Raw genomic sequence first — 24,675 nt, forward strand, 5'->3', positions numbered from 1 at the left:
AATCAATGAAAAATTCACTTAGATTTCTACTATTACTTTGTGCACTGCCTTTGGCGATAATTGCTCAAAAGACAGATACGGTTGTTGAGAACATCATCAAAGAGGCGAATGAAAATTCTCATCTTGAAAAACTTGGCCATGAATTAATGGATCAGATAGGTCCTCGCTTAGTAGGTACTCCACAAATGAAAAATGCACATGATTGGGCCGTAGCGAAGTATGCTGGTTGGGGAATTTCTGCTAGAAATGAGAAATGGGGAGAATGGCGAGGTTGGGAACGCGGTATTACGCATATAGATATGGTACATCCAAGAATTCAAAGCTTACGAGGTACGCAGCTCGCTTGGAATCCTAGTACTTCTAAAAAAGGCGTGACTGCCGAACTTGTTGTGCTTCCTACTAATTTGAAAACTGAGGGAGATTTTAAAAAATGGCTACCATCGGTAAAGGGAAAATTAGTAATGATCTCTATGCATCAACCGACAGGAAGACCCGATTATAATTGGGAGGAGTTCGCTACAGAAGAATCATTTACCAAAATGAAGGACGCACGTAGTGCCCAAAACAAAGCATGGCGAGACAATATGCGCTTAAGCGGTTATAACCGCAGAACACTACCCCAAGCACTAGAAACTGCTGGAGCAGCTGGAATAGTGGCTTCTAATTGGTCAAGAGGATTTGGTGTAAATAAGATATTTAGTGCTCGGACCAAGAAAATACCGACAGTCGATTTAGAACTAGAGGATTATGGAATGCTCTACCGTTTAGTTCAATCAGGGCAAAAGCCACAAATAAACATCGTAGCACAATCCAAAGAATTGGGAGTTCAACCAACATTTAATACCATTGCCGAAATCAAAGGTTCAGAAAAACCAAATGAATATGTCATTTTATCTGCCCATTTCGACTCTTGGGATGGTGGTACTGGTGCTACAGATAACGGAACTGGCACCCTCGTTATGATGGAAGCTATGAGGATTTTAAAGAAGCATTATCCAAATCCGAAACGCACTATTTTAGTCGGACACTGGGGAAGCGAAGAACAAGGCTTAAATGGCTCTCGCGCTTTTGTAGAAGATCACCCAGATATTGTCAAGGGCTTACAAGCTAGTTTCAACCAAGATAATGGTACCGGTCGTGTAGTACGTTTATCTGGTGGTGGGTTTTTGCACGCTTATGACTACCTGTCTCGTTGGTTAAATGCTGTACCAAAAGATATCACCAAACATATTGAAACGACTTTTCCTGGGGCTCCGGCAAGAGGTGGATCTGACTATGCTAGTTTTCAGGCTGCAGGTGCACCCGCTTTTAGTTTGAGTTCATTAAACTGGTCCTATTGGAATTATACTTGGCATACCAATCGAGATACCTACGATAAAATCATTTTTGATGACGTACGGAACAATGCAATCCTAACCGCAATCTTGACCTATATGGCTAGTGAAGATCCTGAAACAACTTCACGGGTCAAAGCAGAGTTGCCAATTGATAGCCGCAGTGGTGAACAACGCAAATGGCCATCGCCTAGAAGTCCAGTTAGAAAAGGCGGGGTCGATTGATTTAATAAATAAATTGATGAATAAAGTTCGATCGTTTATTGCAGCAGCTATCTGTCCATTATGTATGTGGTCACAGAATGATATCAAGAAGGAAAAACCTCCTCAAGAAATCGCTGTTACATCATTTGCCTATGCCAATACAGCTTTTGTAAGCGAGCAACATTCTAATTTTGTAATGAACAAGCCATTAGGCAAGGGGCTTTCGTTTCAGTTGGCTGGTCAATATGATACCTATCTGACTTCTAATATTTTTAAGACAAATATGACATTTAAAAAATACTTCGGTCGAAAGCTATATCTGTTTTCTGGTTATGAGTTAGAAATGGAGCAGGTAAAATCAAATCCTAATACAGGTCTGTTTGAATTTATCAATACATTTCGAGGTAAATACACCAACGGCGTTGGTTATGATAATGAGAAAAAAAATCTGAATATAGAATTCAAACACGATCTCAATTTTAGCAAAAATAATTTAGGAAGTTTTGGCACGCCATCAATGCTCACTCTGAAAGGAGTTTACAAATTCTAATCTGCTTTGATTCAACCCAATCACGCTCACTTTAAGATTTATAAGCCTTTTGGGATGTTAAGTCAGTTAAGTTCTAAAGACAAACACCAACTAAGAAAAAAGCGTTTTCTATCAGAATTATATGATTTTCCCAAAGGAACTATGCCAATTGGAAGGTTAGATGAAAAGTCAGAAGGGCTTCTCTTGCTAACTACAGATGGAAAATTAAGTGATCATATTAATCGCTCGGGAATCGAAAAGGAGTATTATGCACAAATTAACGGTGCAATAACAGATGAAGCTATTCATAAATTACAAAACGGAATAGTCATTGGTTTTTCTGGAAAGAAATATAAAACAAAACCCTGTGTAGTAACTCGTGTTAGCCATCCTCCTGAACTACCCGAACCAAATAACAGTATACGTTTAGATAAGCATAGACCTAGCACTTGGATATCGATCACTATTAAAGAAGGTAAATTTCGTCAGGTACGAAAAATGACCTCTGCCGTTGGCTATCCTACCTTGCGATTGGTTAGAATACGAATTGGTCGCATCTCAATATTTGATCTTGATGAAGGAGAGGTAAAACCCTTAGACATTGGATTTGAAAATGGAGTATCTATCTGATTAGAATATTCTGTCCTTTATTTATGCGACCAGTCATTGCTATCGTTACTCTGTGGGGAAAGACCAATATTATCTTTCTCTAATTGGACACCGAGTCCGACTACCATTCTATTTACATAGTTAAAATAACATACCACTTGGTTGATTTCAAGAATTTCTCCATCGTTCAACCCCATTTCTCTCAAGACTTCTAAATCATTTCGAACAATTGTATCGTGAGAATTAGTGAGCTGCACAGCATAATGTACACCAGCAATTTCTTTTGAAGTTAGTACCTGACTAAAATCCTCAGAAATCATAGCTTCTTTTAACTCCTTGTACTTAGCAGGATCATTTAAATTATTCTTCAGCCCTACAGAATGATGCTTTTCGCAATAATCACAACTATTTAATCTGCTAACATAAGTTCCTAAAAACTCTAAATACCATTTATCAAAACTATTATCAGGATGATGCAAAACATTTTTATACAACATCATATGCCCTTGTAGGGTATGCGGTCGAAGACTATGAATGCTTAATACATGATCAATGCTATCGTTTGGACCTTTAATTCGATCATACAATTTCTTTAGCTTACCCGTGGCTTCTTTATATCCTATTACTTTAATCCAACTCATTATACATTTAAAATACTTTTGGTTCTTGCCAATTCAGCCTTAAAGTGGTCGGCATCTATTTCTTTTTTATAGGATGGCACTATATCATTAAGTAACGACTTTCCTTCTTTACTATTAACTAGTTCTGGAAAAGCTGTTTCTAGAACCTCTAGCATAATACTTACTGAGGTTGATGCTCCTGGAGATGCACCAAGCAGACATGTAATATTACCATTATCACCATGCACTAATTGCGTTCCAAATTCCAATTTACCTCCTTCAAACTCATCTTTTTTAATAGTCTGTACGCGTTGTCCTGCAACCAGAATTTCCCAATCTTCGTTTCTGGCGTTTTTCACAAACTTTCGTAACGACTCCATACGATCATCAAAGGTCATTGTTACCTGTTCAATCAAGTATTTGGTTAGGGGAAGATTGTGCCAAAAGGCGCCAAACATTGATGGTAGATTATCATATTGAATTGAGCTAAAAAGATCTGTATAAGAACCTTCTTTTAAGAATTTGGTATTGAAACCAGCAAAAGGACCAAATAATAATTCCCTTTTTCCATTTATGTAGCGAGTATCTAGATGTGGAGTGGACATAGGGGGATCTCCTATCCCTGCCTTACTATAAACCTTTGCGTCATGTTGTTTGATAATATCCGGGTTGTTGCATACAAGCCATTCCCCACTCACTGGAAAACCACCATAACCATTTTTCTCTTCAATTTCTACTTTTTGTAATAACAATAGACTGCCTCCTCCTGCGCCAATAAAAATATGTTCAGCATCAAAATAAGAACGCTCTTTTGTTTGCAAGTCCTTTACTTCCACCGACCAATCTACATCAGGGTTAGGATCTATATCTAACACTTCTTTATTGCATTTGACTTTAGTATCATACTTCGATTCTAAAACTTTGAATAGTGATTCTGTCAAAGCACCATAATTCATTTCTGTGCCCCGTTCAATTCTTGTTGCAGCTAACAATTCATCTCCATTTCTGTTACTCATAATTAGTGGAAACCACTCTTTCATTTTGTTAAAATCCTCTGTAAAGGAAATCGAATCGAACATAAAATGATCCTTCAAACTTTCGAAGCGTTTTCTCAAAAAGTTCACATTTTCTTTACCGGTAACCCAACTGTGGTGAGGCACTGCAGTTATAAAACTTTGCGGATCTTCTATTAAACCATTTTCTACTAAATATGCCCAAAACTGTTTGGAAATTTCAAATTGCGAGCAGATTTTCAAGGCTTTTGATATATCAATGCTTCCATCTTCATTTTCAGGAGTGTAATTTAACTCGCATAAAGCGGAATGCCCTGTTCCAGCATTGTTCCATGCGGCGGAGCTCTCTTTCGCCACATTTTCTAGTCGTTCTAGAATTAGGATTTTTAGATCAGGTTTCAGTGTTTTTGCTATAACAGCTAGTGTTGCACTCATAATACCACCACCGACACAGATTAAATCATACTTTTTAATCACTTTTTCTTGATCTACATTCATTTATTCTAGTATTTTTTTTGCTTTTCAGGCTATCTAATATGGCTTCCTGCATTTACATCAATTGTCGCACCAGTAGCGTGATCCATTAAACCACTGCACATTAGCGCAATTAATGGAGCTAAGTCTTCCGGCCGTGTCAAGTTGTTTAAAGCGATCTCATTAAGCACACGTTTTTCACCATATACTTCTATAAAACTTTCTGCCATTTGTGTACGAGTAAAACCTGGGGATACTATAAATGATTTAATATTTTCTTTCCCAAAAGATCTTGCTACACTTCTAGCCAATGAAGTTAGTCCACCTTTTGAAGCTGCGTATGCTAGGTACTCTTCTGTTTCTCCTCTAAACACTGCCCTACTACCTATATAAACAAACCTCCCATCTTTGTGATTTCTAAAATGGTCGATTCCCATTTTAGTCAATAAACCTACGGCATCTAAATTGATAGAAATCGTCTTTTTCCAGGTTTTATACCAATCATCAACATTTTGATTTGTTGAGTGTGATATAAACACCCCTGCATTCAATACAATGGCATCAATTCGACCGAAATACGAAGCTACATCGTCAAAAAGCTTAATGACTTCCTTTTCAACTGATAGATCTGCTTGAAATGCCTTAGATCCATTATCAAATTGTTGAACGAGTTCAATTGCTGATTTTTGATTTCTGTTATAATGTACAGCCAATTTTGCTCCACTTCTCATTAAGTATTCTGCTACACTTTTTCCGATACCATCGGAAGCACCAGTTACCAAAATGTGTTGCCCCTTTAGATTAATATTCGTCATTTATAATTCTGATTTTCATATATCTTCATAAACATATTTCAAAAAGGCAGATTTTGAAGATCCACATTTCCTCCTGAAAGAATGATACCAACTTTCTTATCTTGAAAAACTAATTTTTCTCGAAGGACTGCTGCTAGAGTAACTGCACTCGAGGGTTCTATAATAACTTTTGTGTACTGCCAAAACAATTTCATAGCATCAACAATTTCCTCTTCTGTAACGCGAATAATGGAATCAACATGATCTAAAATAATGGGAAAATTCTTATCGCCTAGCTGTGTTTTAAGTCCGTCGGCAATGGTGTTAGTAGTTTGATTTGTTTCTATTTGCTTAGAAATCAAAGATCGATAAGCATCATCAACTTCAAATGGTTCGGCTCCGATGACCGTACAATTTAAATTCATATCATTCACTGCCAAGCAGCTTCCCGCGATAAGTCCGCCTCCGCCAACGGGGCAAACAATGATATCCACACCGGTATGATCTTCTAACAATTCTAGGCATGCCGTGCCCTGTCCATAAATAACATCAATGTCGTTGGATGGATGAATGAATGTAGCTTTCTTAGTTTGTACTATTTCAGCTGCCGTCGCCTCTCGAGCTTCTAATGTAGGTTCACATTCTATAATATGACCTCCATATTCTATCACGCCAGCTTTTTTTACTTTAGGTGCATTAGACGGCATTACGATATAAGCTGGGATTCCTAATAAATTAGCAGCTAAAGATAATGCTTGGGCAAAATTACCTGAAGAGTGTGTTACTACTCCCTTTTCGCGTTCTTCAGTTGTAAGGTTTAAAATAGCATTGGTTGCGCCACGTATTTTATATGCACCCGCTTTTTGGAGGCTTTCGCATTTAAAAAACAACTGACTATTAGCAATCTTATTCAACAAACGTGAACGTAGTATTGGCGTTCGATGTATGTGGGATGAAATTATTTTTTTAGCAGCTATGACTTTTCCAGAATGCATTTTTTGGTTGATTAATTACATCAACTAAAAATACTGCTAAAAACTTAAACAGTCACTTCTAAAATATCGGCCGAATCACCTTTCAAAGTAATATGATTAATACAAGCGGGCAACAGCAAAGTTTCGCCTTTATTAAGCTGGAATGAATCACCTTGACATGACAATTCCGAAGTGCCTTCAACACAAATGAAAATTACAAAAGAATCGGTATTTGAATAATCTTTATTTAGTGATCCTCTAAGCGGAATAAAGCTAGTCTTAAAATAAGGAGTATGAATAAGTTCATTACTTTCATTTTCATGTGAGGGGTATGCGGTTTTATAACCGTTCTCTTCTATTTGAAAATCAATTACATCAATGGCTTTATCAATATGCAATTCTCTTTTTGTTCCAGTTTGTGTGTCTACTCTATCGTAGTCATATACTCTATAGGTTACGTCAGATGTTTGTTGAATTTCAGCTAATAAAACTCCTGCGCCGATAGCATGAATTCTCCCTGTCGGAATATGAAAGACATCTCCTTTTTTAGTCTTTTCGCTATTTAGTAATTCTATGATACTTTTATCTTTCAATGAAGCGGCAAAAGATTCCTTGTCTGATTTTTTATCAAAACCAACAATAATTTCAGCATCATCATCAGCTTGCATGATGTACCACATTTCATTTTTTCCAAAGGAATCATGATATTTTTTCGCGTAATCATCGTTAGGGTGCAGCTGTACAGACAATGGTTTAGCGGTATCAATGAATTTTATTAACAAAGGAAACTCTCCTCCAAATCGCTTATAAACAGTTTCGCCAAGCAAGGCTTCTTTATACCCCTCAATTAATTCAGGAAGAGTCTTTCCTTTTAAAAACCCTTGCGAAACCTTGTTTTCATCACCTGATACTGCCGAAATCTCCCAAGATTCCCCAATATTCGATTCAGAAATAGATTTGTTAAGGACGGTTTCTAATTTATTACCGCCCCACATTCTGTATTTAAAAATCGGTTCAAACTTTAGTGGGTACAATTTCATTTAATAATTAGCTTTCAAAAGCTGGGCAAAGTTATAACTTGTTTTGACTAAATTATCATAGCTTGACGAAATTGCTGTTTTTAAATCTGCCACCTCATTTAAAATTGAAGAAACATAGCTTAAACCTAGCTCATTTTGTTCTTGAATTGTAAGGTCAACTACTCCGCAAAAAGCAGCCACTGGTATTTTATTTTTTTCAGCAGAAGTTTGAACTCCTTTTACTGTTTTCCCGGATAGTGTTTGATTATCCAGTTTACCTTCTCCTGTAATAATCCAATCCGCTCCCGTAATTTTAGCTTCAAAATCTACTATATCCTTTATCATTTCGATCCCAGAAGTAAGTTCCGCTTTTAAAAAAGCAATGGCGCCAGCTCCCATTCCGCCTGCAGCTCCCGTACCTGGTATATCTTGCAGACCAATATTTAGGTCACTACTAATTACTTTAGCTATATTTTGTAACCCCTTGTCTAAATGGGCTACTGCTTTATCATCAGCGCCTTTTTGAGGCGCATATACGTAAGCCGCTCCATTTTGGCCATGCAGGGTATTGTTGACATCACAAGCAACTTTTACTTCAATATCCTTTAAAAGAGGTGATACATTGGACGTTTCAATATTTCTCACACGATTTAGGTTCTTGCCAATTGGATGAACTGTCTCTCCATTTTCATCTAAAAACCGAAACCCTAAGGCAGTTGCCATTCCTATTCCTGCTTCGTTCGTTGCGCTGCCTCCGATTCCTAAATAAAGATATTTAACGCCTTTTTTGAGTGCATCTTTGATAATTTCACCTGTGCCATATGATGATGTATTTAAACAATTTATTTCATCTTCCTTCAACAGCCTTAAGCCTGAAGCCTCTGCCATTTCAATAAAAGCGGTTTTAGATTCCGCATTAAATAAGTATTTAGCTTCAATGGGTCTAAATACGGGATCATTAACTTTGACTTTGATGATTACTCCATCCATAGAATGCTTGAGTGCTTGTAAGGTGCCATCTCCCCCATCTCCCAGTGGTATTTTTGTAATAGTAGCATCAGGAAAGACCTTAAGCAGGCCCTTTTCGACAGCATTACAGAACTCAACACCAGTCAACGAACCTTTATATTTATCTGGAGCAATTACGAATTTCATAGATAGGTTTTATTTAAAAAAGCTAGGTAGCTGCAAGCAAAAAACAACGATTGCTATAAAAAAACCTATTAGAATAAGTACTTCTTTCTTTCCTGTATAAAAAGTAACTTCCAGACCTTCTGATGACTTTTTAGTAATTAAGCTGCTTACAACTATTGCTGTCACGACTGTCACTAAACAACCTATAGCATTCCACCAAAACCAGAAAACTTCAGGGACATACAACCACAAATACATATTGAATAAAACGCCTGCAACAATTCCAATATTAGCTCCTATTGCATTCGTCTTTTTTGTTAAAATCGCGAGCATAAAAACGGCCAAAATAGGTCCGTAAAAAACAGAACTAATCTTGTTAATCACTTCGATTACTGTACCTTCAATATTCCCAGCAAAGAATGCGAAGAACAAGCAAACAAGCCCCCAGAATACAGATAAAAAACGAGAATAAGAAACATAGGTTTTATCTGATAATTCAGGCTTGAAACGTTTTACAAAATCTTCCATTGTAACAGCTGAAAGTGAATTCACAGTGGAGCTTAAGCTGGACATTGCAGCGGACATTATTGCTATTATTAAGAGGCCAATCACACCATTAGGTAAATATTTCATTATGAAAACCGGCACCATTAAATCAGCTCTTTTTCCCTCAAGAGAACCGATATTTGTTTGATAAACGGAATCAATCATTTCATTAAAAGAGGCATCTTGTAACACTAAAGTCCCTAGTACTAAGCCCATAATACAATAGGTTAAGGTCACAGGAAAACGAAGTAAACCGTTCGCAAACAATAGCTTCTTTAAGGAATTCATATTCTTAGAAGAAAGTAGCCGTTGTGACTGGGTCTGATCAGTACCATAGTATGAAGCATATAAAAAGACTCCACCGATAACCATTGGCCAAAAGCCGAATTCATCATTCTTATCAGCGTTATTAAAACCCCATTTATTAAAATCAATTGCCGTAATTCTGTCCTTATCCACATGCGTAAGGAAATTTTCAAAACCGCCTAGTTCACTAATTCCATAAATAAGGCATATAACAATCCCCAAAAACAAAATAGACATCTGGATGACATCACCCCAGATAACCGCTTTCATACCGCCTTGAAAAGAATAAATTAAGGTAATGACACCAATCACAAGTACTGATATCCAAAACTCTAACCCAATGGTCGCCTGGAGAATAAGTGCCATGGTATACACCATAACACCAGTTGCAACTGATCTGCTTATTTGAAATACAAAACTTATAAGCAGCCTAGAGGATGGGTCAAAACGTCTTTCTAAATACTCATATACGCTAACAATACCAGATTTATAGAGCGATGGTAAAATTGCAATTAGCAAAAATGCCATCGCCAACGGAACACCAAATTCATAGGTTAGCCATTGCATGCCGCCTCCTTCTCTTAATCCCACAAAGGCAGGTGCTGAGATAAAACTTATGGCTGAAAGCTGCGTGGCCATTGTTGACAAGCTTAAAGGCAGCCAGGAAGTGCTTCTACCACCAAGAAAGTAGTCTTTAGAAGTTTTATTTTCTTTGAATAAGAATCCTATTCCTAAAAATCCAATTAGATAAACTGCGATTAGTATGTAGTCGATATAATTCATTATGAATTGATTTTGTCAAATTTACCTATTGGTTAAGCATGTCAATAATTAAAGCAGCGCTCCATGAAAAGTTGTTTCCCCCATATGCTCCATTCCCTGAGCTAATAACATCCTTCCGGCAGTCGAAATACTCATAAAATCCATTTTGAGTTATAAGTTCAATCGAATCTGCTTTTACCCTATTTGCTATATCCTCAAACCCATACCTCTTTAAACCTTTAAACAAGATCCAGTTTAAATTTATCCAAACCGGGCCGCGCCAATACTTCTTTGGCTTAAAATGCTCGCTGGTCGGATCAAAAGAAGCACATAAATAATGGTCGTCTCCTCCGAAATTAGAAATCAAGGTGTCGATTAACTTTCGGGCATCTTCTTTTGATGGGATACCCGCAAACAAGGGAGTGAAAGACGACGAAGAGATTGACCTAATTGGTTTTTTATTTCTTAAATCATAGTATATATAGGCGTTTAGTTCGTTGTCAAAGAGTTTATTGTTCATTTGAAAAACGGCTTTCTTTTGCCATTTCTCTAATTTTTCAATCTTATCATCATTACTTCCCAATAATGTATACAGCCTAATCAACGATTCATTTGATTTGATAAGCATTGCGTTGAACAATGGATCCTGTACTAAGAATGGGGAATGCTGAGCTATTTTTTGATCATCATAATTATATTGTTTAGCAATTTCAATAATATGCAGATAGTGATCGTATTCGCGTTTAGTCGGCCGCTGTTCAGGGTCTACGTGTGATGTATCCCTTCGCTCGAACTCATATTCTGGAGAATCCATAGTCTCAAAAATGCCATCCCAAACAGGTGAATTATCTGTCCCAGATTCCCAATTATGATAAATATATACCAGACCTTCATTTAAAGGATCTCTATTTTGATAAAAATACTGATGATTATGAAATACCTTATCTATTTGTCGACCTATAAACTCTAAGCTTCTTGTCTTATCTTTTGAAATATGGTATATTTTTTCAAGTACAAATCCTAATACCGGAGGTTGCACCAATCCAGTAGACCGATATTTTTTTGACGACATGGGATGCAACTCTGACTTGTGAAAATCTGCTCCCGGAAAATAAGTATCTGTATCAGTATGAAAAATGATATGTGGGATAAAACCGTTATCCCATTGTGCATCTAACAAGGTTGAAATTTCACTTTCGGCCTTATTCATATCATAATGGGCATAGCCAATTGCTATGAAGCCAGAGTCCCATTTCCACTGAAAGGGATATAAGTTTTTGCTTGGTATAGTGAAGCCTCCTTTTTGAAAATTTTCGTTCAGCACCTTTTGTGCCTCAGTGAGTAACTGATCCTTCATTTAGATATTTTCGAACTAAAGCGAAAAGATATTGAAAATATCTGTAAAGCAAATAAAGTCCATTGACTTAGATGAAATGTTTACTAAAAAGCACACCCGCTTGGTAGTGGTTGTTGTTCTTCTAGATCCTTTGCGAAGTCATTGTCAATGATAGTTTTTTCAAATCCATCTTTAATTGTCCCTTTGAATATAGTTGTTCCGTAGCCAGAATTATTCATGTGCCCACGAATAATCAAGATTTGATCTTCAGTTACTGACACTGGGCCTCCAGACCTTGTAAAAGGCTGTTCGGTTACATGGCTATGTCCTAAAATTCGTCTGTAAACCAAGTCTCCATCTTCTGTAATGATTTCCCACCAATTTGCATATTGCTCACAACCAGTATCTGGGCTTTTTATTCGAACACTAAAGGTGTAATCGTTTTCATTCTTAGTGAATGTAACCTCGGTTACTTCAGCTTCACCTCCCAATGTAGTAGTTTCTTCGACAGCTTCATCAGCAACTAGAGAATTGTTATCAGTGTCATGACATGACAAAGTCGAAACGAACGAAAACAGTATAAGAAATAATAAAAGCCTTTGAGTACCTAATTTCATTTGAATGTTTTTGATTTTATAACACTTTAAATTAATTATTTATTTGGTTATACGAGGGAGAAATACGTTGAGAACTGAGCTATTTATAAATTATATCTGAAAAAGATAAAATCCTATATTTGGATCATAACTAACCCTATGTATAAAGAAACTTTTGAAAAAGGTCGCGTCATTAACTTTAGTGATGCTGTGTTTTCTATCGCAATGACCATTTTAGTACTTGAAATATCTGTACCAGGCTATGAGGTGATTCAAAAATTAGGTACGTTGAAGGCACTACAATATCTTATACCAAATTTTATTGGTTTTTTTGTGAGTTTTATGGTGATCGCACTGTATTGGATAGCACACTTAAAAACAATGCGTTTTGTAGACAACTTTAGTAAACGGCTCCTTTGGCTCAACATTTATCTATTACTGTTTGTTGTTTTGCTTCCTTTCTCAACCTCATTTTTTGTGGTATATGTACCAGAAATAGGCCCATTCAATTTTTATTGTCTAAACTTGATTGCCATAGGATTCACCATGTGGCTTAATGTTCGCTATGTTCTTAAAACGACTACTCATCAAAATGAGGAGGCTGTACTTCAATTAAAATGGCAAAAATGGAGATCCATTAGTGGACCTATTATATGGAGCTGTGCTATTGCAACTTCATTTATTTCATTTACGACCGCAGTCATTGTATTCTCGCTCATTTTTATTTCAGGAGCAGTGATAAATAGAATTTATAAGAAAAAGCTCAATAACATCAGTCAGTAAAATTATCCGATTCTTTGTAGGCATCAATCACTGCTTGTTCTCCTACTTTCCCGACTTGGCTATTACCATGTTCCATACCTAAAACACCTTCAAACCCTTTTGAATGAATAAACTTGAATACGTTCTTGTAATTGATCTCACCTGAGGTGGGTTCATTTCTACCAGGGTTATCGCCTATTTGAAAATAAGCTATCTCATCCCAACACGACTCGATATTCGGAATTAGATTACCTTCTTGAATTTGTTGATGATAAATATCGAATAATATTTTACAAGAGGGTGAGTTAACCGCTTTACATATTTCAAATGCTTGGGGGCTTTCTGACAAAAATAAGCCTGGATGGTTACGAAAATTAAGTGGTTCTAGAACCATTGTCAAATTATGAGGTTCCAGAATAGCAGATGCGTGTCTTAATGTCTCAATTACATTAGCAGTTTGATAGGCTTTGTTTAATCTTAAATCGACATGTCCGGGTACGACGGTCATCCACTTAGCATTTACTCGTTTTGCTACTTCAACCGATTTTTTTATTTCATCTAAAAATTCAGCTCTTTTTTCTTTACTCCCACTTGCCAAATTGGGTTCTTTCCAATAAATGGTATGTGCCACAAAAACCCCCATTGTCATATTCCGCTTTTCCATGACTTTACTCATTTGAGATTGAAGCTCAACAGTCCGATTTCTCATTCCATTATCTTCAAAAGCCGTGAAACCTTGATCAGCCATAAAATTTAATTGATCTATCGGATCACTACCCGCCAAATTTTTAAACATACCTAAATGGGGTGCGTATTTTAAGTTGAATTGATGCTTGGTAGTTGATATGGATGGTTGGCTTTTTATAGAAGCTTCATTTGCCAAAGAAAGTCCAGCTACCCCTAGACCGGCTGATGTGATAAAATTACGACGTTTCATTATCAAAAATTTATTCAGATTAAAATTACAGAATTAGAATTCAAAACTTACAGTTTACACTTATTTAATATGGTTAATAAAAAAGCCCCATCCGTTTAAATCAGATAGGGCTTTAGTCTTTTGCAAATGGTTGGCTATTTCTTTCTTATATATAAATCGCCATTAAATGATTTCATTAAAATTTCAGGACCTCCACCGTTAATTTTCCCATAAGTCCACTGCTCTATCTTCACCTTATAATTGCCACCGTTATCTCCTTTTTCGACAACGGGTTTTCTAGAATCAACATCCATATCAAAATCGGTATAAATATCTCCTCCATCGGTTTTAGCCTTAATATTTGCTTTAATTAAAGCTGGTAGTGTAATATCTACATTCTTGTTGAAACTACTAAATGCCATATTCGTATTTGCTGACACCTTATTAAAAACAACCTTAATGTGTCCGTTGGTGGTATTAGCAACTACGCTTCCGCTAACATTTAGCATATCAATACTACCATTAATATTGCTTACTTCCATTTCTCCGTTAACATTTTCTACATACAATTTCCCCTTATTGATGCAACTCAATTTCAATGAAAAGTTCTTAGGTACTTGAATTTCAAGGTTAATAGCGTTTTTCCAAGAATTTGAATGAATAGAAACTTTGTTATTTCGCTCCTCAGCTCGCAAATCAACTGAACCACCAGAAATCTTAGTCATTCCATTTGTGGTTTTCTTAGATACTTTCTTTTCTGGAGATTCTGAATTAATAATAACGGTATCGCCATCATATCCCTTTACTGTGATAGATCCTTTAATTAAGCCTACTTCCAGTAAACCTGGCTCATTCGGGCTACTTAAAGGAACTACCAATTGTTCGTTTAAACTCTGTGCTATGCCGGTATTTGCTAATAGCAACACTAAGCATGTCAATATATATTTTTTGATATTCTTCATATTCTTCTTTTTATATTCTTTTAATATATACATCACCATTTAAGGTCTTAAAATCATACGCTGTGCCGCCTTTTCCAATCTTCATTACAGGCTTTGTCTTAATGACATAGGCAATATCTCTTTTTCCAGATTTTTTTGATTTTGTTGTGTTAGAAACTACTTCGGTTACATCAAAATCAGTATAGAAATCCCCATGCATACTTTCAAAACTAACATCAGCTCCTAGGTTTTTTAAACAATGTAGGGTGATCTTGCCATTAATCGTGCTGTAACTTGACTTTGCTCCTGGGTTTTGCACATACACCACATCAATGTTACCGTTAATCGTACTGATTTTTGATTTGCCAGAAACTTTATCGAGTGTTATTGCGCCATTTATATTATTAATGTCCAGTTCAGAAGTCTGTACGTTACTAACTTTTACATCTCCGCGATTAATGGTACTTACGCTTAATTTCATCTTTCGTGGAATTTTGATGGTATACTCAGCATAAAAATCATAATCAGGACCTTCGTTACCACAACCATTAATTTGTAAACCCCATTTTTTATTGTTGTTATACTGAATAAAAGGTGCATCTGGATACAGGACGATACGATTACCTTTTTTCTCCAGCTTATAGGTCAATTCTTCCATTCCCCTGTCGACATCTTCTTGATCATCTGCCTTAATTACTTTGTTAATGGTTACCTGAACGGAGTTTCCTTCGTATCCAGTGACTGTAATCGGGCCATTAATGTTTTTGGCAATCAATTCATATTCACTAGCATTATTAGGAATACTTACTTCTTTATTCAGGGTCTCTTCTTGCTTTTGTGCATTTGCCTGTATCATGAACCCTATGGATATGACAAACACGATTTTTTTAAAACTGTTCATTTTTTGATTTTTTTAATTGATTATAATTCGATTTTAGATTGATGATCATCGTATGTACTAACTAGTTACTTTTATATAATTTGCTTAATAGATTTTTCGAGTCTATCCTTGACCGTTGCATTTGTTTCTTCTTTATCTAACAATTTTTGAAGTGGTTGTTTTGCATTTTTTTCCTGCAGAAGTACCATGGTGTTCGCCAAGGTAATTTGCACTAGTGGTGATGTTTGATTGGATATTGATTCTATCAAACCTTTTCTCACCATAGGATTGTCGGCAAACTGAACAAGTGATTCTACAGCCGCAATACGCACATTATCATTGGTGTCATTATTCAATGTTTTTAAAAGCGCGGTTACAATCTTAGCATCAACCTCCGTGAATCTACTAACTTCACTTACAGCTTGCAGCCTTTTATTTGCAGCAGGTTGTTCTAATAAAGTCAACACCAAATTCTCTCTGACGTTGGTTAATTCATCGGTGGAGTTCGAATTAACAGACGAATTGTTCATCCAAAATCCTAAACCAACGCCCACAATTAAAAATGCGAGTCTGAACATTAGTTGCTTGGTAATAACGCGCTGTAAAAATGATTCTAACTCTTGAAGCAACGAACTTTTTGGATTGTTTTCGGCTACGGCATTGTTGAGCATGGTAAAGAACCTATTATCCATTTGTTCCGATGGTTTTGGGTCTTTCCAAGTATCTGTCAGACTCCAAGCATCTGCCAGTTCATTGAACTCATTTCGAAGTAGTTCATCTCGCTCAAGTTCATGTTTTATATTCTGGCTCTCTTTATCAGTAAGCTCGCCCATTAAATAGGCTAACAACTCCGATTTCTTCTCCTCGCTTATCATACCTTACTCGTTTTCCAATTTTAAAAAGGCTGTTTTCAAATCCTTCAATGCACGGTGAATTTTCACTCGAACTGCTCCTTCACTTAAATCCATCAGTTGCCCTATTTGACTGCATTTTAACCCTTGATATTTACTTAACACCAATAATTCTTTTTTCTCTTTTTCTAATGTATTCAATGCCTTTTGTAACTGTTGCTGTTGCTCTGTGGCATTTATTTTTACTTCAACCGTATCATAGCTACTTTCCTTATTTACTAAAATTTCGACATCTGAATTGGCTCGCATCTTTCCATTTTTTCGGTAATGGTCATTGTTCACATTAATTGCCATTCTGTGAATCCAAGCAACGAAATGCGCTTTGTCAGAAAATGATTCTCTATACTTTAAAATTCTCTCGAATAAAGTGTGAACCAAATCTTCGCTCAACTGTCTATCAGCATTCATTTTGAAAAAGAAACCAAACAATTTATGCTTATGGCGTTCATATAACAATCCAAGCTTATCTAGCTGGCCGGCTTTTACCTGTAGCATTAAACTGTTATCGGTTATAGTATTCAAAAATTGGTTTGTTTTGCTGTTAGTTTCAATAGAAGTACTGACATAAAGATAAAACGTTACAGTATTACTAACTTTTTTATTCTAAATTGATGAAAATTAAAACTCAATGTTTCAGGTTATAAGTCCTTGGCAAATTCTAATAGTGCTTATATTCTTTGTCTTGGGTCCCTTATTCTTCTTTTTAATCCGCTATTAGTTTGGACGAATAAAAGGGTTAAAGGTAGCAAATCAAGATGCAATCAGTAACATAGGCACTTCTTAAGCTAAACTGTTTCTACTTCAATTTAAGGTTATTATGCACCGATAGAAACTTACCTTCTCCTCCCTCATTTAGAACATTCAAAATTACGCAACCATATAGTTGCTTTTTATTCTATTTTAATTATATTTGCAACCATATAGTTGCATTTTAAATAATATACACATGAAAGATTCAATCATCAAAGAACATTTATTCAACAAGGACATCGACACGATTTGGAAAGCAATCACTGAAGCTGATGAAATTTCTGCTTGGTTCCTAAAAGCCGATTTTCAACCTGAAGTTGGATATCAATACACTTTTAATTCTACCGGAGAAAACTGCTCTCCCATTACTGGTGAAATTAAAGAAGTGAGTCCTTATACCTTAAAGTACACTTGGGTAGTTATTGAAAACCCTATAGAAACGTTGGTTACTTGGAAGTTAGAGGAGCAAAACGGTCAAACGAAGCTAACCCTAGAACATTCTGGAATTTCCAATTACCAATCTGATACAGCTATAGAAATGTTCAATAGTTTTAATGGTGGCTGGGATAATTGTATCAATGGTTTGAACGAATACCTAACCAAGCTTGTTGATGCAAAGTAATAAGATTACAAAAATTCTAAAGGCTATTGCCGATCCAACAAGGCGTGATATATTTCATGCTTTAGTCATTGCGGCATCTGCTCTGCCAATTACAGAGGTGTCTGCCCAATTTGAAATTAGCAGACAAGGTGTTACGAAACATCTAAAAACCTTAGAAAATGCTGGGCTTGTTGAAATAACGACCCAAGGCAGGGAACGGTTCTGCTCCGCTGACCCTAAACCTCTAAAGGCTGTGCAAAAATGGCTTCAGTTTTACGAACAATTCTGGGGTGATGCACTAAGTAACTTAGAAAACTTCTTAGATAACAAAAATATTAAAGAATAAAAAAGGCGCCATTTGGCGCCTTTATATTTGGTAATTAGTTTAAATTATTATTGACTAATAAATCTAAACTCTGTACGACGGTTGTCAGCATGTTCTCTTTCGGTACAAGAAACACCATCAGCACATCTGTTTAATAATTTGTTCTCTCCGTAACCATTGGCTACTAGTCTACTATTATTAACACCTTTTGCTATCAAATAGTTTACTACAGCTTGCGCTCTTCTTTCAGATAAAGCTTGATTAGAGGTTTTTCCTCCACGAGAATCAGTATGTGAAGCGATTTCTACCGATGCACCCTCATTTTGTACGATAAGTGGGTATAAACGCTCATCTATAATCTTTTTAGCTCCTGCTGTTAAAGTAGCACTTCCTAGATTCCAGTTTATTGGAAGAGGGCTATACTCAACAAGCTTACATTCGATTTCTCTCCATACCGTAAGACCACCTTTTTTATCAAGAATTTCTTTTGTAACAGTAGTAGTTTTAGCTGGTACATCTTCTTCTATTACTTGGGCATCGCTAACTAATTTAGTCATTTTAATAGTTCCTGATTTTGCAGATATAGGCACCTCAGTAGCTGTAGGTGGCTTAGACATTACAATTTTATCCATTGTAGTGGTTTTTTCAGGAATGATCTGTTCTTTTGTTGTTGCAGGTACAATGATTGTTTTCTTAACTGTTTTAGTTACAGCAGGAATTTCAATAACACGAGTTGATGGAGGTGTTACCATTACTTTTCTTGTCATTGTTTTGGTAACAGCAGGAATTGCAGTAACCTTCGTCGTCGGAGGAGTTACCATTACTGTTTTCTTAACTGTTTTAGTAACGGCTGGAATATCTATTATTCTCGTTGAAGCCGGCTTTACTAATACCTTTTTAGTGTAGGTTCCTAAGCAATCCGGATTACTAGTACCTGGGCCACAATCTCCTTCAGTCTTATTAGTAGAAGCATTGTTCGCTAATACCATTGTTGGAATTGACTCAAATTGCGCAGGTACATTCTTATAACACCAAGTACGACAATCGTTAGGGTCACTAGATGCACAATCAGGAGCAATATCTCCCATTTCCCATTTTGCAGTAGCAGGACGTGTTTCTACTACTTCAGTATCTCGCGTTAATGAAGCTGGAACCACTCTTAAAGTACTTCCTGTTTCCTTTTTCTGATATGTAACAGTTTCATTACGGTACTCCGCAGGAATAATTTCAATGCGTTGGCTTGCTTCTTTCACAACAACCTCATAAGATTGCGTCTCATATTTAGCAGGAACAATCTCAACTTTTTCACTTGCGGGCTGTACAACAACTTCGAAAGATTGGTTCTCATAAACAGCAGGAACAATTTCTAATCGTTGGCTAGCTGCCTGAACTACAACTTCTTCGGTTTCTGTTCTTGTTGTTCCAGGAACAAGCACAAGTCGTTTTGAAGCTTCGCTTGTGACAACTGACATCTTTTCCGTACTCATTTTGGCAGCAACTGGCACTAAACGCGCGCTTGGATCCGCTGTAACAACACTTTCTGTTACTGTCTCATATTTTGCTGGAATAACTTTTAGTTTTTTGTAGGCTGGAGAGGTTGTAACAGTTACGGTTTCATTACGCCATACGTCTGGAGTGACACAGCGGACATAACATTTACCGGGTTCTGGATTGGTTGGTAAATCTTGGGCAAAACCGATTGTGGCTAAACAAAACCCAAAGACTAATAATAATAGTTTTTTCATTGTTAATGTTTGTAATTAGTTAAAAATTAAATGTTTGACTCATTGAAGATACAAATTTAAAACGTGTAATTAACATTTTTTTGTGAGTATCTGCCATTTTTTTAAAATTCGCTAAAAAGAGTATAAAAACCGATAAACTGCATATTGGTATTTTACTTAGTTGTATCGACTAGTATTCATGTATTTTTCTTAATTTTAAATTAGTAATTAATAAACCAAAAAAAATGTTTGAATTATTCCAAAGCGAAAAAAACGAAAAACACTATTTCAACCTAAAGGCGAAAAACGGACAAGTGATTTTGTCTAGTCAAGGATATAGCGATGTTTCTGGTGCTAAAAATGGTATCGAATCTGTTAAGACAAATTCAGCTGATGATAGTAGATTTGAAAGAAAGACTGCAAAAAATGGCCAGTTTCATTTTAATTTAAAGGCAGCTAATGGACAAATTATCGGTTCGAGTGAAATGTACACTTCAGAAGCTGGTATGGAAAACGGTATTGAATCTGTAAAGAAAAATGCTCCAGGTGCTGATACCAAAGAGCGTTAGTATTGTTCCAAAAACCTTTGTAAAAAAGCATCTTTTTAAATCGAAGATGCTTTTTTTATGTTCATTGATTTTAAAATACTCATGAATCTATCGTGCATTGCATCCGTATAATCTAAATGAGTTACTATACGAAGCTTCCCTTGCCCCATTCCTATAATCTTAATTTGCAGCTTCTCTAATTCATTTAAGAAAGCTGTATCATCAATTCCTTCACCTAATTGAAAAATAAGAATATTCGTCTCTACAGGTTCTACCTTATTAATAAAAGAAAGTCCGTTTAAAACGGCTTCGATCTCTTTTGCTTTTCGATGATCTTCTGCCATCCTATTTAGGTTATTATCCAATGCGTAAATACCTGCAGCAGCCAAATACCCAGCTTGACGCATTCCACCTCCAAAAATCTTTCGAATTCGGATTGCTTGGTGGATGTGCTCTTCAGATCCTAGCAAAATAGATCCCACAGGGCAACCTAATCCTTTCGACAAACAAACTGATATAGTATCGAACAATTCGCCATACTGCATCGGAGACTCATTTTTGGCAACTAAGGCATTCCATAAACGGGCCCCATCTAAATGATATGAAAGATCGTTTTCATCACATGTCTTTTTTATCGCTTTTAATTCAGCAAAGTCCCAACATGCGCCCCCACCTTTATTAGTTGTATTTTCAATACAAACCAATTTGCTAAGCGGACTATGATAAAAATCAGGCGGATTAATACAAGCTGCTACTTGATCTGCGGTCATCATTCCTCGATGTCCATCAACTAATTTACAAGAAACACCACTATTAAATGACACACCTCCTCCTTCATAATTATATACGTGTGCATATTTATCACAAATAAGTTGGTCTCCCGGGTTGGTATGTAGTTTTATACCTGTTTGATTTGCCATAGTTCCAGAAGGAAAAAACAAAGCCGCCTCCATACCAAATAGTCTTGCTGCTTTTTCTTCTAACGCATTGACGGTTTCATCTTCTTTAAAAACATCATCGCCAACCTTGGCATGCATCATTGCATCGAGCATGGCGCGAGTTGGTTTGGTTACTGTGTCGCTTATTAGGTTTATTTCCATTTAAATACTATACTTTTTAATCAATGCATTTGCTTGTTTTGGTGTAGTTAACTCTACCCATTTCTTATTTGAAAAAATTCCTTTTCTCCATTCATTCATTCTTCGTTTCCTCATTGAATAAGTCTTTAAAATCCATATAAATATACTTTCACTAGAAAATACACGTCCTAAGGTCTCATAATTTTCTCCACAACACTTTTCTTTTAAAAACACTCTACGATATGTCCTCATTAAGAATCTATGAATGACTAAGCCAAAGGGATAATTCAGCCAAATGATTGTGCTAGCATCTTGCCATATGGTATCTTTCATTAAGGAATTATAGTTACCGCTTACTACCCAACTTTCCAGTGGTCCCAAAGCAACATTTACATCATTAATAAACTGTTTTGGCTCCTTTTCAACCCAATCTGGAAGAAAATGTAAATCGTCAAGATCAACATGTGGAGATCCTAACGTTTTAGCCAATTTTTTTCCTAAGGTCGTTTTCCCGGAACAGCTAACACCAGTAATAATTATTTTTTTATTCTTCATTTAAGTCTAAACATTCAAAACTACCAATTGGAGATCCATCAGGAATTTTTGGGCTGGCCAATACTTTAAACTTTTCTGGTTCTTCTATGAATTTATTGATCCTAGAATCAAGCTCAACATAATGAGCGATTGGATGTTGTTTTTTAAGCCAATTTCTCAATTGCATTAATTCCAAATTTACAATCGCACTTACCTCATGATAGGCACTTCCCGAAACTGATACGTTCATTAAATGCTTAAGAACATTATAATTAACAACACGTTGCACTTGACCCTCGTATCCCTTTTTCAATTTTGATTTGATAGTGTTATCAATCAAAGCGGTTAAGACCATTTCTAAAGAAAGTTGATTACTATCCATTGCCGATTGCTGTACTAATCGTGAAGCACGTTCAGGATGCAATAAATATTGCAGGGTGAAATCACTAGAGGTAGATGCCACACTAATAGCATCAAATGCAACTCCTGTTTTTCCTTTAAATGACTCGCGAGTTCGCCAATATCCCTTTGCTCTCGGTGGAAATAATGCCAACTTTTCCTTCGGAATCATCAAATTTTCTGCTGACAGTGTATTCAAAATACTTTCTAATGCTTCCATTTGCTCCTTCTTAGAAACAGTTTTTGTTATAAGTTGTCCATCACCTTTTACCGCATAATTATAGTCCAGGCCACCGACAACTTTGCTTGTTGCATCTGTTTGATATCGATGCAAAAAATAAAGCGGTACAAACACATCTTCTAAAATTGAATAAGGCTCATTAGTTTTAATGTTGTCTTTGGAAAAATTTGCCATTGCCTTCTTTCTAATATCGAGAACACGATTTAGTTCTTTAGCTGCATTTTTACCATTATCCCAAAGATGCGCCAATGCATGCGCACCTCCTACTGGTCGCGCATCACTATCCGATATATACCGCAATCCTTTGGATGCCGCATCTGTCAAAATCTTATTTAATGCTGTTCTTTCGTCGGCGCCATTGGGAAATTCAGAATACGAATATGCGACGGTAACCTTATCCCAAGTCCCAATTTTTGTGTCATATACACTATTAAATGCAATGTCATTCCCTTTCATTTCAAAATAAGGGTGCGGGTAATCCATCACTGAAGCACGATCATTGGTACTTGCTGCAAAATTATGAGCGAAACCTAATGTGTGACCTATCTCATGAGCAGAAAGCTGTCGGATTCTTGCCAAAGCAAGTTCTAACATAGGCTTGTAGTTGTCATCACTTGACGCGAAAGGCTTATTCATCAACGCCTGAGCAATCATAAAATCCTGACGGATTCGTAAGCTCCCTAAACTTACATGACCTTTAATAATCTCACCTGTTCTTGGGTCGACCACACTTGCTCCGTAACTCCATCCTCTAGTACTACGATGTACCCATTGAATAACATTGTAGCGCACATCAAGTGGATCGGCATCATCAGGTAATATTTTTAATTGAAAAGCATCTTTATAACCTGCTGCTTCAAAAGCTTGATTCCACCAACGACCTCCATCTAATAAAGCCGATCTGACTGGTTCTGGTGTTCCGTTATCCAAATAATAAATAATTGGTTCCTTGGCTTCGCCTACCGCTGCGGTTGGATTCTTCTTTTCTAACCTATGTCTAGTAATAAACCGCTTAGTAATATTTTCCTGTACTGGTGTAGCATAATCCAAATATGAAATGGCATTCGAACCGCTTCGAGGATCATACACTCTTGGTATATAATTATCATCTGGCAGTTTAACAAAAGAGTGATGCTGATTTACTGTAACAAATCCAGAATTTGGAGTTACCGAGCGAACAAGTCCACCAGTCGCTTGTCCCGTAAAAGTTAGTAGAACATCGAACTCTACATTTTCTGGGAATGCTCTAGTGCGAGAAAGCTCTATAGCCGACTTTGTTTTGTCTAATTTATAGTTCCCTTGTTTTCTGCCTTTTAAACGCTGCGTAACTCCATGAACATCACGCATTAAAAATGGTGTGAAATCAACAATATATGTGTCTCCTTTTGTCTCTTTGATAGGAAAACCAAATAAAACTGATTTGGCAAAGGCCTGCTCAACTGATTTTCGTTCTAATACATTATCCGAATTCGCTCGATAATCTAGATTGGGTTGAACTAGTAATAATTTATTACCGGCCTTCTTAAAGTAAACAACTGCCTCATTTCCTAACTGACCACGATCTAAACCGATATCATTATTCCCAAGTCCGCTACTTAATGATGGTATATGCAAGAACTCAGTATTTAATTTATCAACTTCTAAATAAACTTTGTCATTGGCCTCATCATAATGAAAGGTGAAATAGCCATTATACGTTTTTAAGCCTTTTTTTGAAGAAAGAAATTGAGCATTACTAACGAACAGACTACAAAGTGCAGCCACGAAGAATAATTTTTTCATTTTTTTGGTGGATTATCAATGTATAAATTTCC

At 36.4% G+C, this 24,675-nt stretch carries 25 protein-coding genes; 7 read left to right on the forward strand and 18 right to left on the reverse strand.

All coding sequences use genetic code 11. The features are described from left to right. Positions 1-5 precede the first annotated feature (5 nt). From GWK10_RS05405 to GWK10_RS05415, 3 genes are read left to right on the forward strand one after another with little or no spacing between them, the layout of a single operon-like run. The gene (locus tag GWK10_RS05405) at positions 6-1,559 is read left to right on the forward strand and encodes a M20/M25/M40 family metallo-hydrolase (RefSeq protein WP_164029985.1); all 1,554 of its coding nucleotides are present in this window, start codon (positions 6-8) and stop codon (positions 1,557-1,559) included. Between the two features lie 16 nt (positions 1,560-1,575). Then, positions 1,576-2,088: a hypothetical protein gene (locus tag GWK10_RS05410; protein ID WP_164029987.1), complete on the forward strand. Its 513-nt coding sequence runs from the start codon at positions 1,576-1,578 to the stop codon at positions 2,086-2,088. Positions 2,089-2,097: 9 nt separating this feature from the next. Then, the gene (locus tag GWK10_RS05415; protein WP_164030556.1) at positions 2,098-2,697 is read left to right on the forward strand and encodes a pseudouridine synthase; all 600 of its coding nucleotides are present in this window, start codon (positions 2,098-2,100) and stop codon (positions 2,695-2,697) included. 17 nt (positions 2,698-2,714) lie between these two features. Here the strand turns inward: GWK10_RS05415 and GWK10_RS05420 are convergent, their stop codons facing one another. The 9 genes from GWK10_RS05420 to GWK10_RS05460 all read right to left on the reverse strand — a co-directional run bounded on the left by GWK10_RS05420 (position 2,715) and on the right by GWK10_RS05460 (position 12,271). Next, complete coding sequence (locus GWK10_RS05420; RefSeq protein WP_164029989.1) at positions 2,715-3,317, reverse strand: carboxymuconolactone decarboxylase family protein; 603 nt, start codon at positions 3,315-3,317, stop codon at positions 2,715-2,717. Further along, a complete protein-coding gene (mqo, locus tag GWK10_RS05425; protein WP_164029991.1) occupies positions 3,317-4,807 on the reverse strand; it encodes a malate dehydrogenase (quinone) in 1,491 nt (496 codons plus the stop codon). Before mqo ends, GWK10_RS05420 begins: the two co-directional genes overlap by 1 nt. 29 nt (positions 4,808-4,836) lie before the next feature. Continuing rightward, positions 4,837-5,598 (reverse strand): SDR family oxidoreductase, encoded by a 762-nt coding sequence (locus tag GWK10_RS05430; RefSeq protein ID WP_164029993.1) that lies wholly within the window; start codon positions 5,596-5,598, stop codon positions 4,837-4,839. A gap of 38 nt (positions 5,599-5,636) precedes the next feature. Next, entirely contained in the window at positions 5,637-6,572 is a 936-nt protein-coding gene (locus tag GWK10_RS05435; protein WP_164029995.1) for a pyridoxal-phosphate dependent enzyme, read from the reverse strand. A gap of 44 nt (positions 6,573-6,616) precedes the next feature. Continuing rightward, positions 6,617-7,591, reverse strand: coding sequence for a type I phosphomannose isomerase catalytic subunit (locus GWK10_RS05440; RefSeq protein ID WP_164029997.1), 975 nt, complete (start codon positions 7,589-7,591; stop codon positions 6,617-6,619). Then, positions 7,592-8,725 (reverse strand): glycerate kinase, encoded by a 1,134-nt coding sequence (locus GWK10_RS05445; protein ID WP_164030000.1) that lies wholly within the window; start codon positions 8,723-8,725, stop codon positions 7,592-7,594. 9 nt (positions 8,726-8,734) lie between these two features. Then, positions 8,735-10,339, reverse strand: a complete 1,605-nt coding sequence (locus GWK10_RS05450) for a sodium:solute symporter (RefSeq protein ID WP_164030002.1) — start codon at positions 10,337-10,339, stop codon at positions 8,735-8,737. A 25-nt stretch (positions 10,340-10,364) separates the two neighbouring features. Beyond that, complete coding sequence (locus GWK10_RS05455) at positions 10,365-11,675, reverse strand: amylo-alpha-1,6-glucosidase (protein ID WP_164030004.1); 1,311 nt, start codon at positions 11,673-11,675, stop codon at positions 10,365-10,367. Between the two features lie 83 nt (positions 11,676-11,758). Beyond that, positions 11,759-12,271 (reverse strand): hypothetical protein, encoded by a 513-nt coding sequence (locus tag GWK10_RS05460; RefSeq protein WP_164030006.1) that lies wholly within the window; start codon positions 12,269-12,271, stop codon positions 11,759-11,761. Between the two features lie 138 nt (positions 12,272-12,409). Here GWK10_RS05460 and GWK10_RS05465 point away from each other — a divergent pair, with 138 nt between their 5' ends. Then, a complete protein-coding gene (locus GWK10_RS05465) occupies positions 12,410-13,033 on the forward strand; it encodes a TMEM175 family protein (protein ID WP_164030009.1) in 624 nt (207 codons plus the stop codon). Here GWK10_RS05465 and GWK10_RS05470 read toward each other — a convergent pair. The 5 genes from GWK10_RS05470 to GWK10_RS05490 form a co-directional block, all read right to left on the reverse strand. After that, on the reverse strand, positions 13,023-13,949 hold the full coding sequence (locus tag GWK10_RS05470) for a hydroxypyruvate isomerase family protein (protein WP_164030011.1): 927 nt from the start codon (positions 13,947-13,949) through the stop codon (positions 13,023-13,025). The genes GWK10_RS05465 and GWK10_RS05470 overlap by 11 nt on opposite strands. A gap of 134 nt (positions 13,950-14,083) precedes the next feature. After that, complete coding sequence (locus GWK10_RS05475; RefSeq protein ID WP_164030013.1) at positions 14,084-14,890, reverse strand: DUF4097 family beta strand repeat-containing protein; 807 nt, start codon at positions 14,888-14,890, stop codon at positions 14,084-14,086. 10 nt (positions 14,891-14,900) lie between these two features. Further along, positions 14,901-15,770 (reverse strand): DUF4097 family beta strand repeat-containing protein, encoded by an 870-nt coding sequence (locus GWK10_RS05480; RefSeq protein WP_164030015.1) that lies wholly within the window; start codon positions 15,768-15,770, stop codon positions 14,901-14,903. Positions 15,771-15,841: 71 nt separating this feature from the next. Next, on the reverse strand, positions 15,842-16,624 hold the full coding sequence (locus tag GWK10_RS05485; RefSeq protein WP_164030016.1) for a HEAT repeat domain-containing protein: 783 nt from the start codon (positions 16,622-16,624) through the stop codon (positions 15,842-15,844). A 3-nt stretch (positions 16,625-16,627) separates the two neighbouring features. Next, the gene (locus GWK10_RS05490) at positions 16,628-17,182 is read right to left on the reverse strand and encodes an RNA polymerase sigma factor (protein ID WP_164030018.1); all 555 of its coding nucleotides are present in this window, start codon (positions 17,180-17,182) and stop codon (positions 16,628-16,630) included. A gap of 424 nt (positions 17,183-17,606) precedes the next feature. Here GWK10_RS05490 and GWK10_RS05495 point away from each other — a divergent pair, with 424 nt between their 5' ends. Together GWK10_RS05495 and GWK10_RS05500 are read left to right on the forward strand one after the other, a co-directional pair. Beyond that, positions 17,607-18,032, forward strand: a complete 426-nt coding sequence (locus GWK10_RS05495; RefSeq protein ID WP_164030020.1) for an SRPBCC family protein — start codon at positions 17,607-17,609, stop codon at positions 18,030-18,032. Continuing rightward, a complete protein-coding gene (locus tag GWK10_RS05500) occupies positions 18,022-18,357 on the forward strand; it encodes an ArsR/SmtB family transcription factor (RefSeq protein ID WP_164030022.1) in 336 nt (111 codons plus the stop codon). Before GWK10_RS05495 ends, GWK10_RS05500 begins: the two co-directional genes overlap by 11 nt. A 47-nt stretch (positions 18,358-18,404) precedes the next feature. On the opposite strand, the gene GWK10_RS05505 is transcribed toward GWK10_RS05500, so the two are convergent. Further along, the gene (locus tag GWK10_RS05505) at positions 18,405-20,081 is read right to left on the reverse strand and encodes an OmpA family protein (protein ID WP_164030024.1); all 1,677 of its coding nucleotides are present in this window, start codon (positions 20,079-20,081) and stop codon (positions 18,405-18,407) included. A gap of 224 nt (positions 20,082-20,305) precedes the next feature. Between GWK10_RS05505 and GWK10_RS05510 the strand changes: the two genes are divergently transcribed. Further along, complete coding sequence (locus GWK10_RS05510) at positions 20,306-20,629, forward strand: YegP family protein (protein ID WP_164030026.1); 324 nt, start codon at positions 20,306-20,308, stop codon at positions 20,627-20,629. Positions 20,630-20,664: 35 nt separating this feature from the next. Here the strand turns inward: GWK10_RS05510 and GWK10_RS05515 are convergent, their stop codons facing one another. Genes GWK10_RS05515 through GWK10_RS05525 form a run of 3 tightly spaced genes read right to left on the reverse strand, consistent with a single transcriptional unit; the run spans position 20,665 to position 24,643 of the window. After that, a complete protein-coding gene (locus GWK10_RS05515; protein WP_164030029.1) occupies positions 20,665-21,708 on the reverse strand; it encodes a threonine aldolase family protein in 1,044 nt (347 codons plus the stop codon). After that, positions 21,709-22,242 carry an AAA family ATPase gene (locus GWK10_RS05520; protein WP_164030032.1) on the reverse strand — a complete coding sequence of 178 codons (534 nt, stop codon included), beginning with the start codon at positions 22,240-22,242 and terminating at the stop codon, positions 21,709-21,711. It lies immediately after the preceding gene. Beyond that, positions 22,232-24,643 (reverse strand): zinc-dependent metalloprotease, encoded by a 2,412-nt coding sequence (locus GWK10_RS05525; RefSeq protein WP_164030034.1) that lies wholly within the window; start codon positions 24,641-24,643, stop codon positions 22,232-22,234. The genes GWK10_RS05520 and GWK10_RS05525 overlap by 11 nt, the downstream gene beginning before the upstream one ends. Positions 24,644-24,675: the final 32 nt, after the last annotated feature.

The sequence above is a fragment of the Spongiivirga citrea genome, from assembly GCF_010671565.1.
In the GTDB taxonomy this organism is placed as follows: domain Bacteria; phylum Bacteroidota; class Bacteroidia; order Flavobacteriales; family Flavobacteriaceae; genus Spongiivirga; species Spongiivirga citrea.

Bases quoted from the DNA above. Each gene is read 5' to 3' on its own strand.
- GWK10_RS05475 (WP_164030013.1), bottom strand. From the start codon at position 14,890: ATGAAGAATATCAAAAAATATATATTGACATGCTTAGTGTTGCTATTA.
- GWK10_RS05430 (WP_164029993.1), bottom strand. From the start codon at position 5,598: ATGACGAATATTAATCTAAAGGGGCAACACATTTTGGTAACTGGTGCT.
- GWK10_RS05450 (WP_164030002.1), bottom strand. From the start codon at position 10,339: ATGAATTATATCGACTACATACTAATCGCAGTTTATCTAATTGGATTT.
- GWK10_RS05405 (WP_164029985.1), top strand. From the start codon at position 6: ATGAAAAATTCACTTAGATTTCTACTATTACTTTGTGCACTGCCTTTG.
- GWK10_RS05500 (WP_164030022.1), top strand. From the start codon at position 18,022: ATGCAAAGTAATAAGATTACAAAAATTCTAAAGGCTATTGCCGATCCA.
- GWK10_RS05435 (WP_164029995.1), bottom strand. From the start codon at position 6,572: ATGCATTCTGGAAAAGTCATAGCTGCTAAAAAAATAATTTCATCCCAC.
- GWK10_RS05525 (WP_164030034.1), bottom strand. From the start codon at position 24,643: ATGAAAAAATTATTCTTCGTGGCTGCACTTTGTAGTCTGTTCGTTAGT.
- mqo (WP_164029991.1), bottom strand. From the start codon at position 4,807: ATGAATGTAGATCAAGAAAAAGTGATTAAAAAGTATGATTTAATCTGT.
- GWK10_RS05520 (WP_164030032.1), bottom strand. From the start codon at position 22,242: ATGAAGAATAAAAAAATAATTATTACTGGTGTTAGCTGTTCCGGGAAA.
- GWK10_RS05515 (WP_164030029.1), bottom strand. From the start codon at position 21,708: ATGGAAATAAACCTAATAAGCGACACAGTAACCAAACCAACTCGCGCC.
- GWK10_RS05420 (WP_164029989.1), bottom strand. From the start codon at position 3,317: ATGAGTTGGATTAAAGTAATAGGATATAAAGAAGCCACGGGTAAGCTA.
- GWK10_RS05440 (WP_164029997.1), bottom strand. From the start codon at position 7,591: ATGAAATTGTACCCACTAAAGTTTGAACCGATTTTTAAATACAGAATG.
- GWK10_RS05465 (WP_164030009.1), top strand. From the start codon at position 12,410: ATGTATAAAGAAACTTTTGAAAAAGGTCGCGTCATTAACTTTAGTGAT.
- GWK10_RS05455 (WP_164030004.1), bottom strand. From the start codon at position 11,675: ATGAAGGATCAGTTACTCACTGAGGCACAAAAGGTGCTGAACGAAAAT.
- GWK10_RS05470 (WP_164030011.1), bottom strand. From the start codon at position 13,949: ATGAAACGTCGTAATTTTATCACATCAGCCGGTCTAGGGGTAGCTGGA.
- GWK10_RS05480 (WP_164030015.1), bottom strand. From the start codon at position 15,770: ATGAACAGTTTTAAAAAAATCGTGTTTGTCATATCCATAGGGTTCATG.
- GWK10_RS05505 (WP_164030024.1), bottom strand. From the start codon at position 20,081: ATGAAAAAACTATTATTATTAGTCTTTGGGTTTTGTTTAGCCACAATC.
- GWK10_RS05510 (WP_164030026.1), top strand. From the start codon at position 20,306: ATGTTTGAATTATTCCAAAGCGAAAAAAACGAAAAACACTATTTCAAC.
- GWK10_RS05445 (WP_164030000.1), bottom strand. From the start codon at position 8,725: ATGAAATTCGTAATTGCTCCAGATAAATATAAAGGTTCGTTGACTGGT.
- GWK10_RS05485 (WP_164030016.1), bottom strand. From the start codon at position 16,624: ATGATAAGCGAGGAGAAGAAATCGGAGTTGTTAGCCTATTTAATGGGC.
- GWK10_RS05410 (WP_164029987.1), top strand. From the start codon at position 1,576: ATGAATAAAGTTCGATCGTTTATTGCAGCAGCTATCTGTCCATTATGT.
- GWK10_RS05495 (WP_164030020.1), top strand. From the start codon at position 17,607: ATGAAAGATTCAATCATCAAAGAACATTTATTCAACAAGGACATCGAC.
- GWK10_RS05460 (WP_164030006.1), bottom strand. From the start codon at position 12,271: ATGAAATTAGGTACTCAAAGGCTTTTATTATTTCTTATACTGTTTTCG.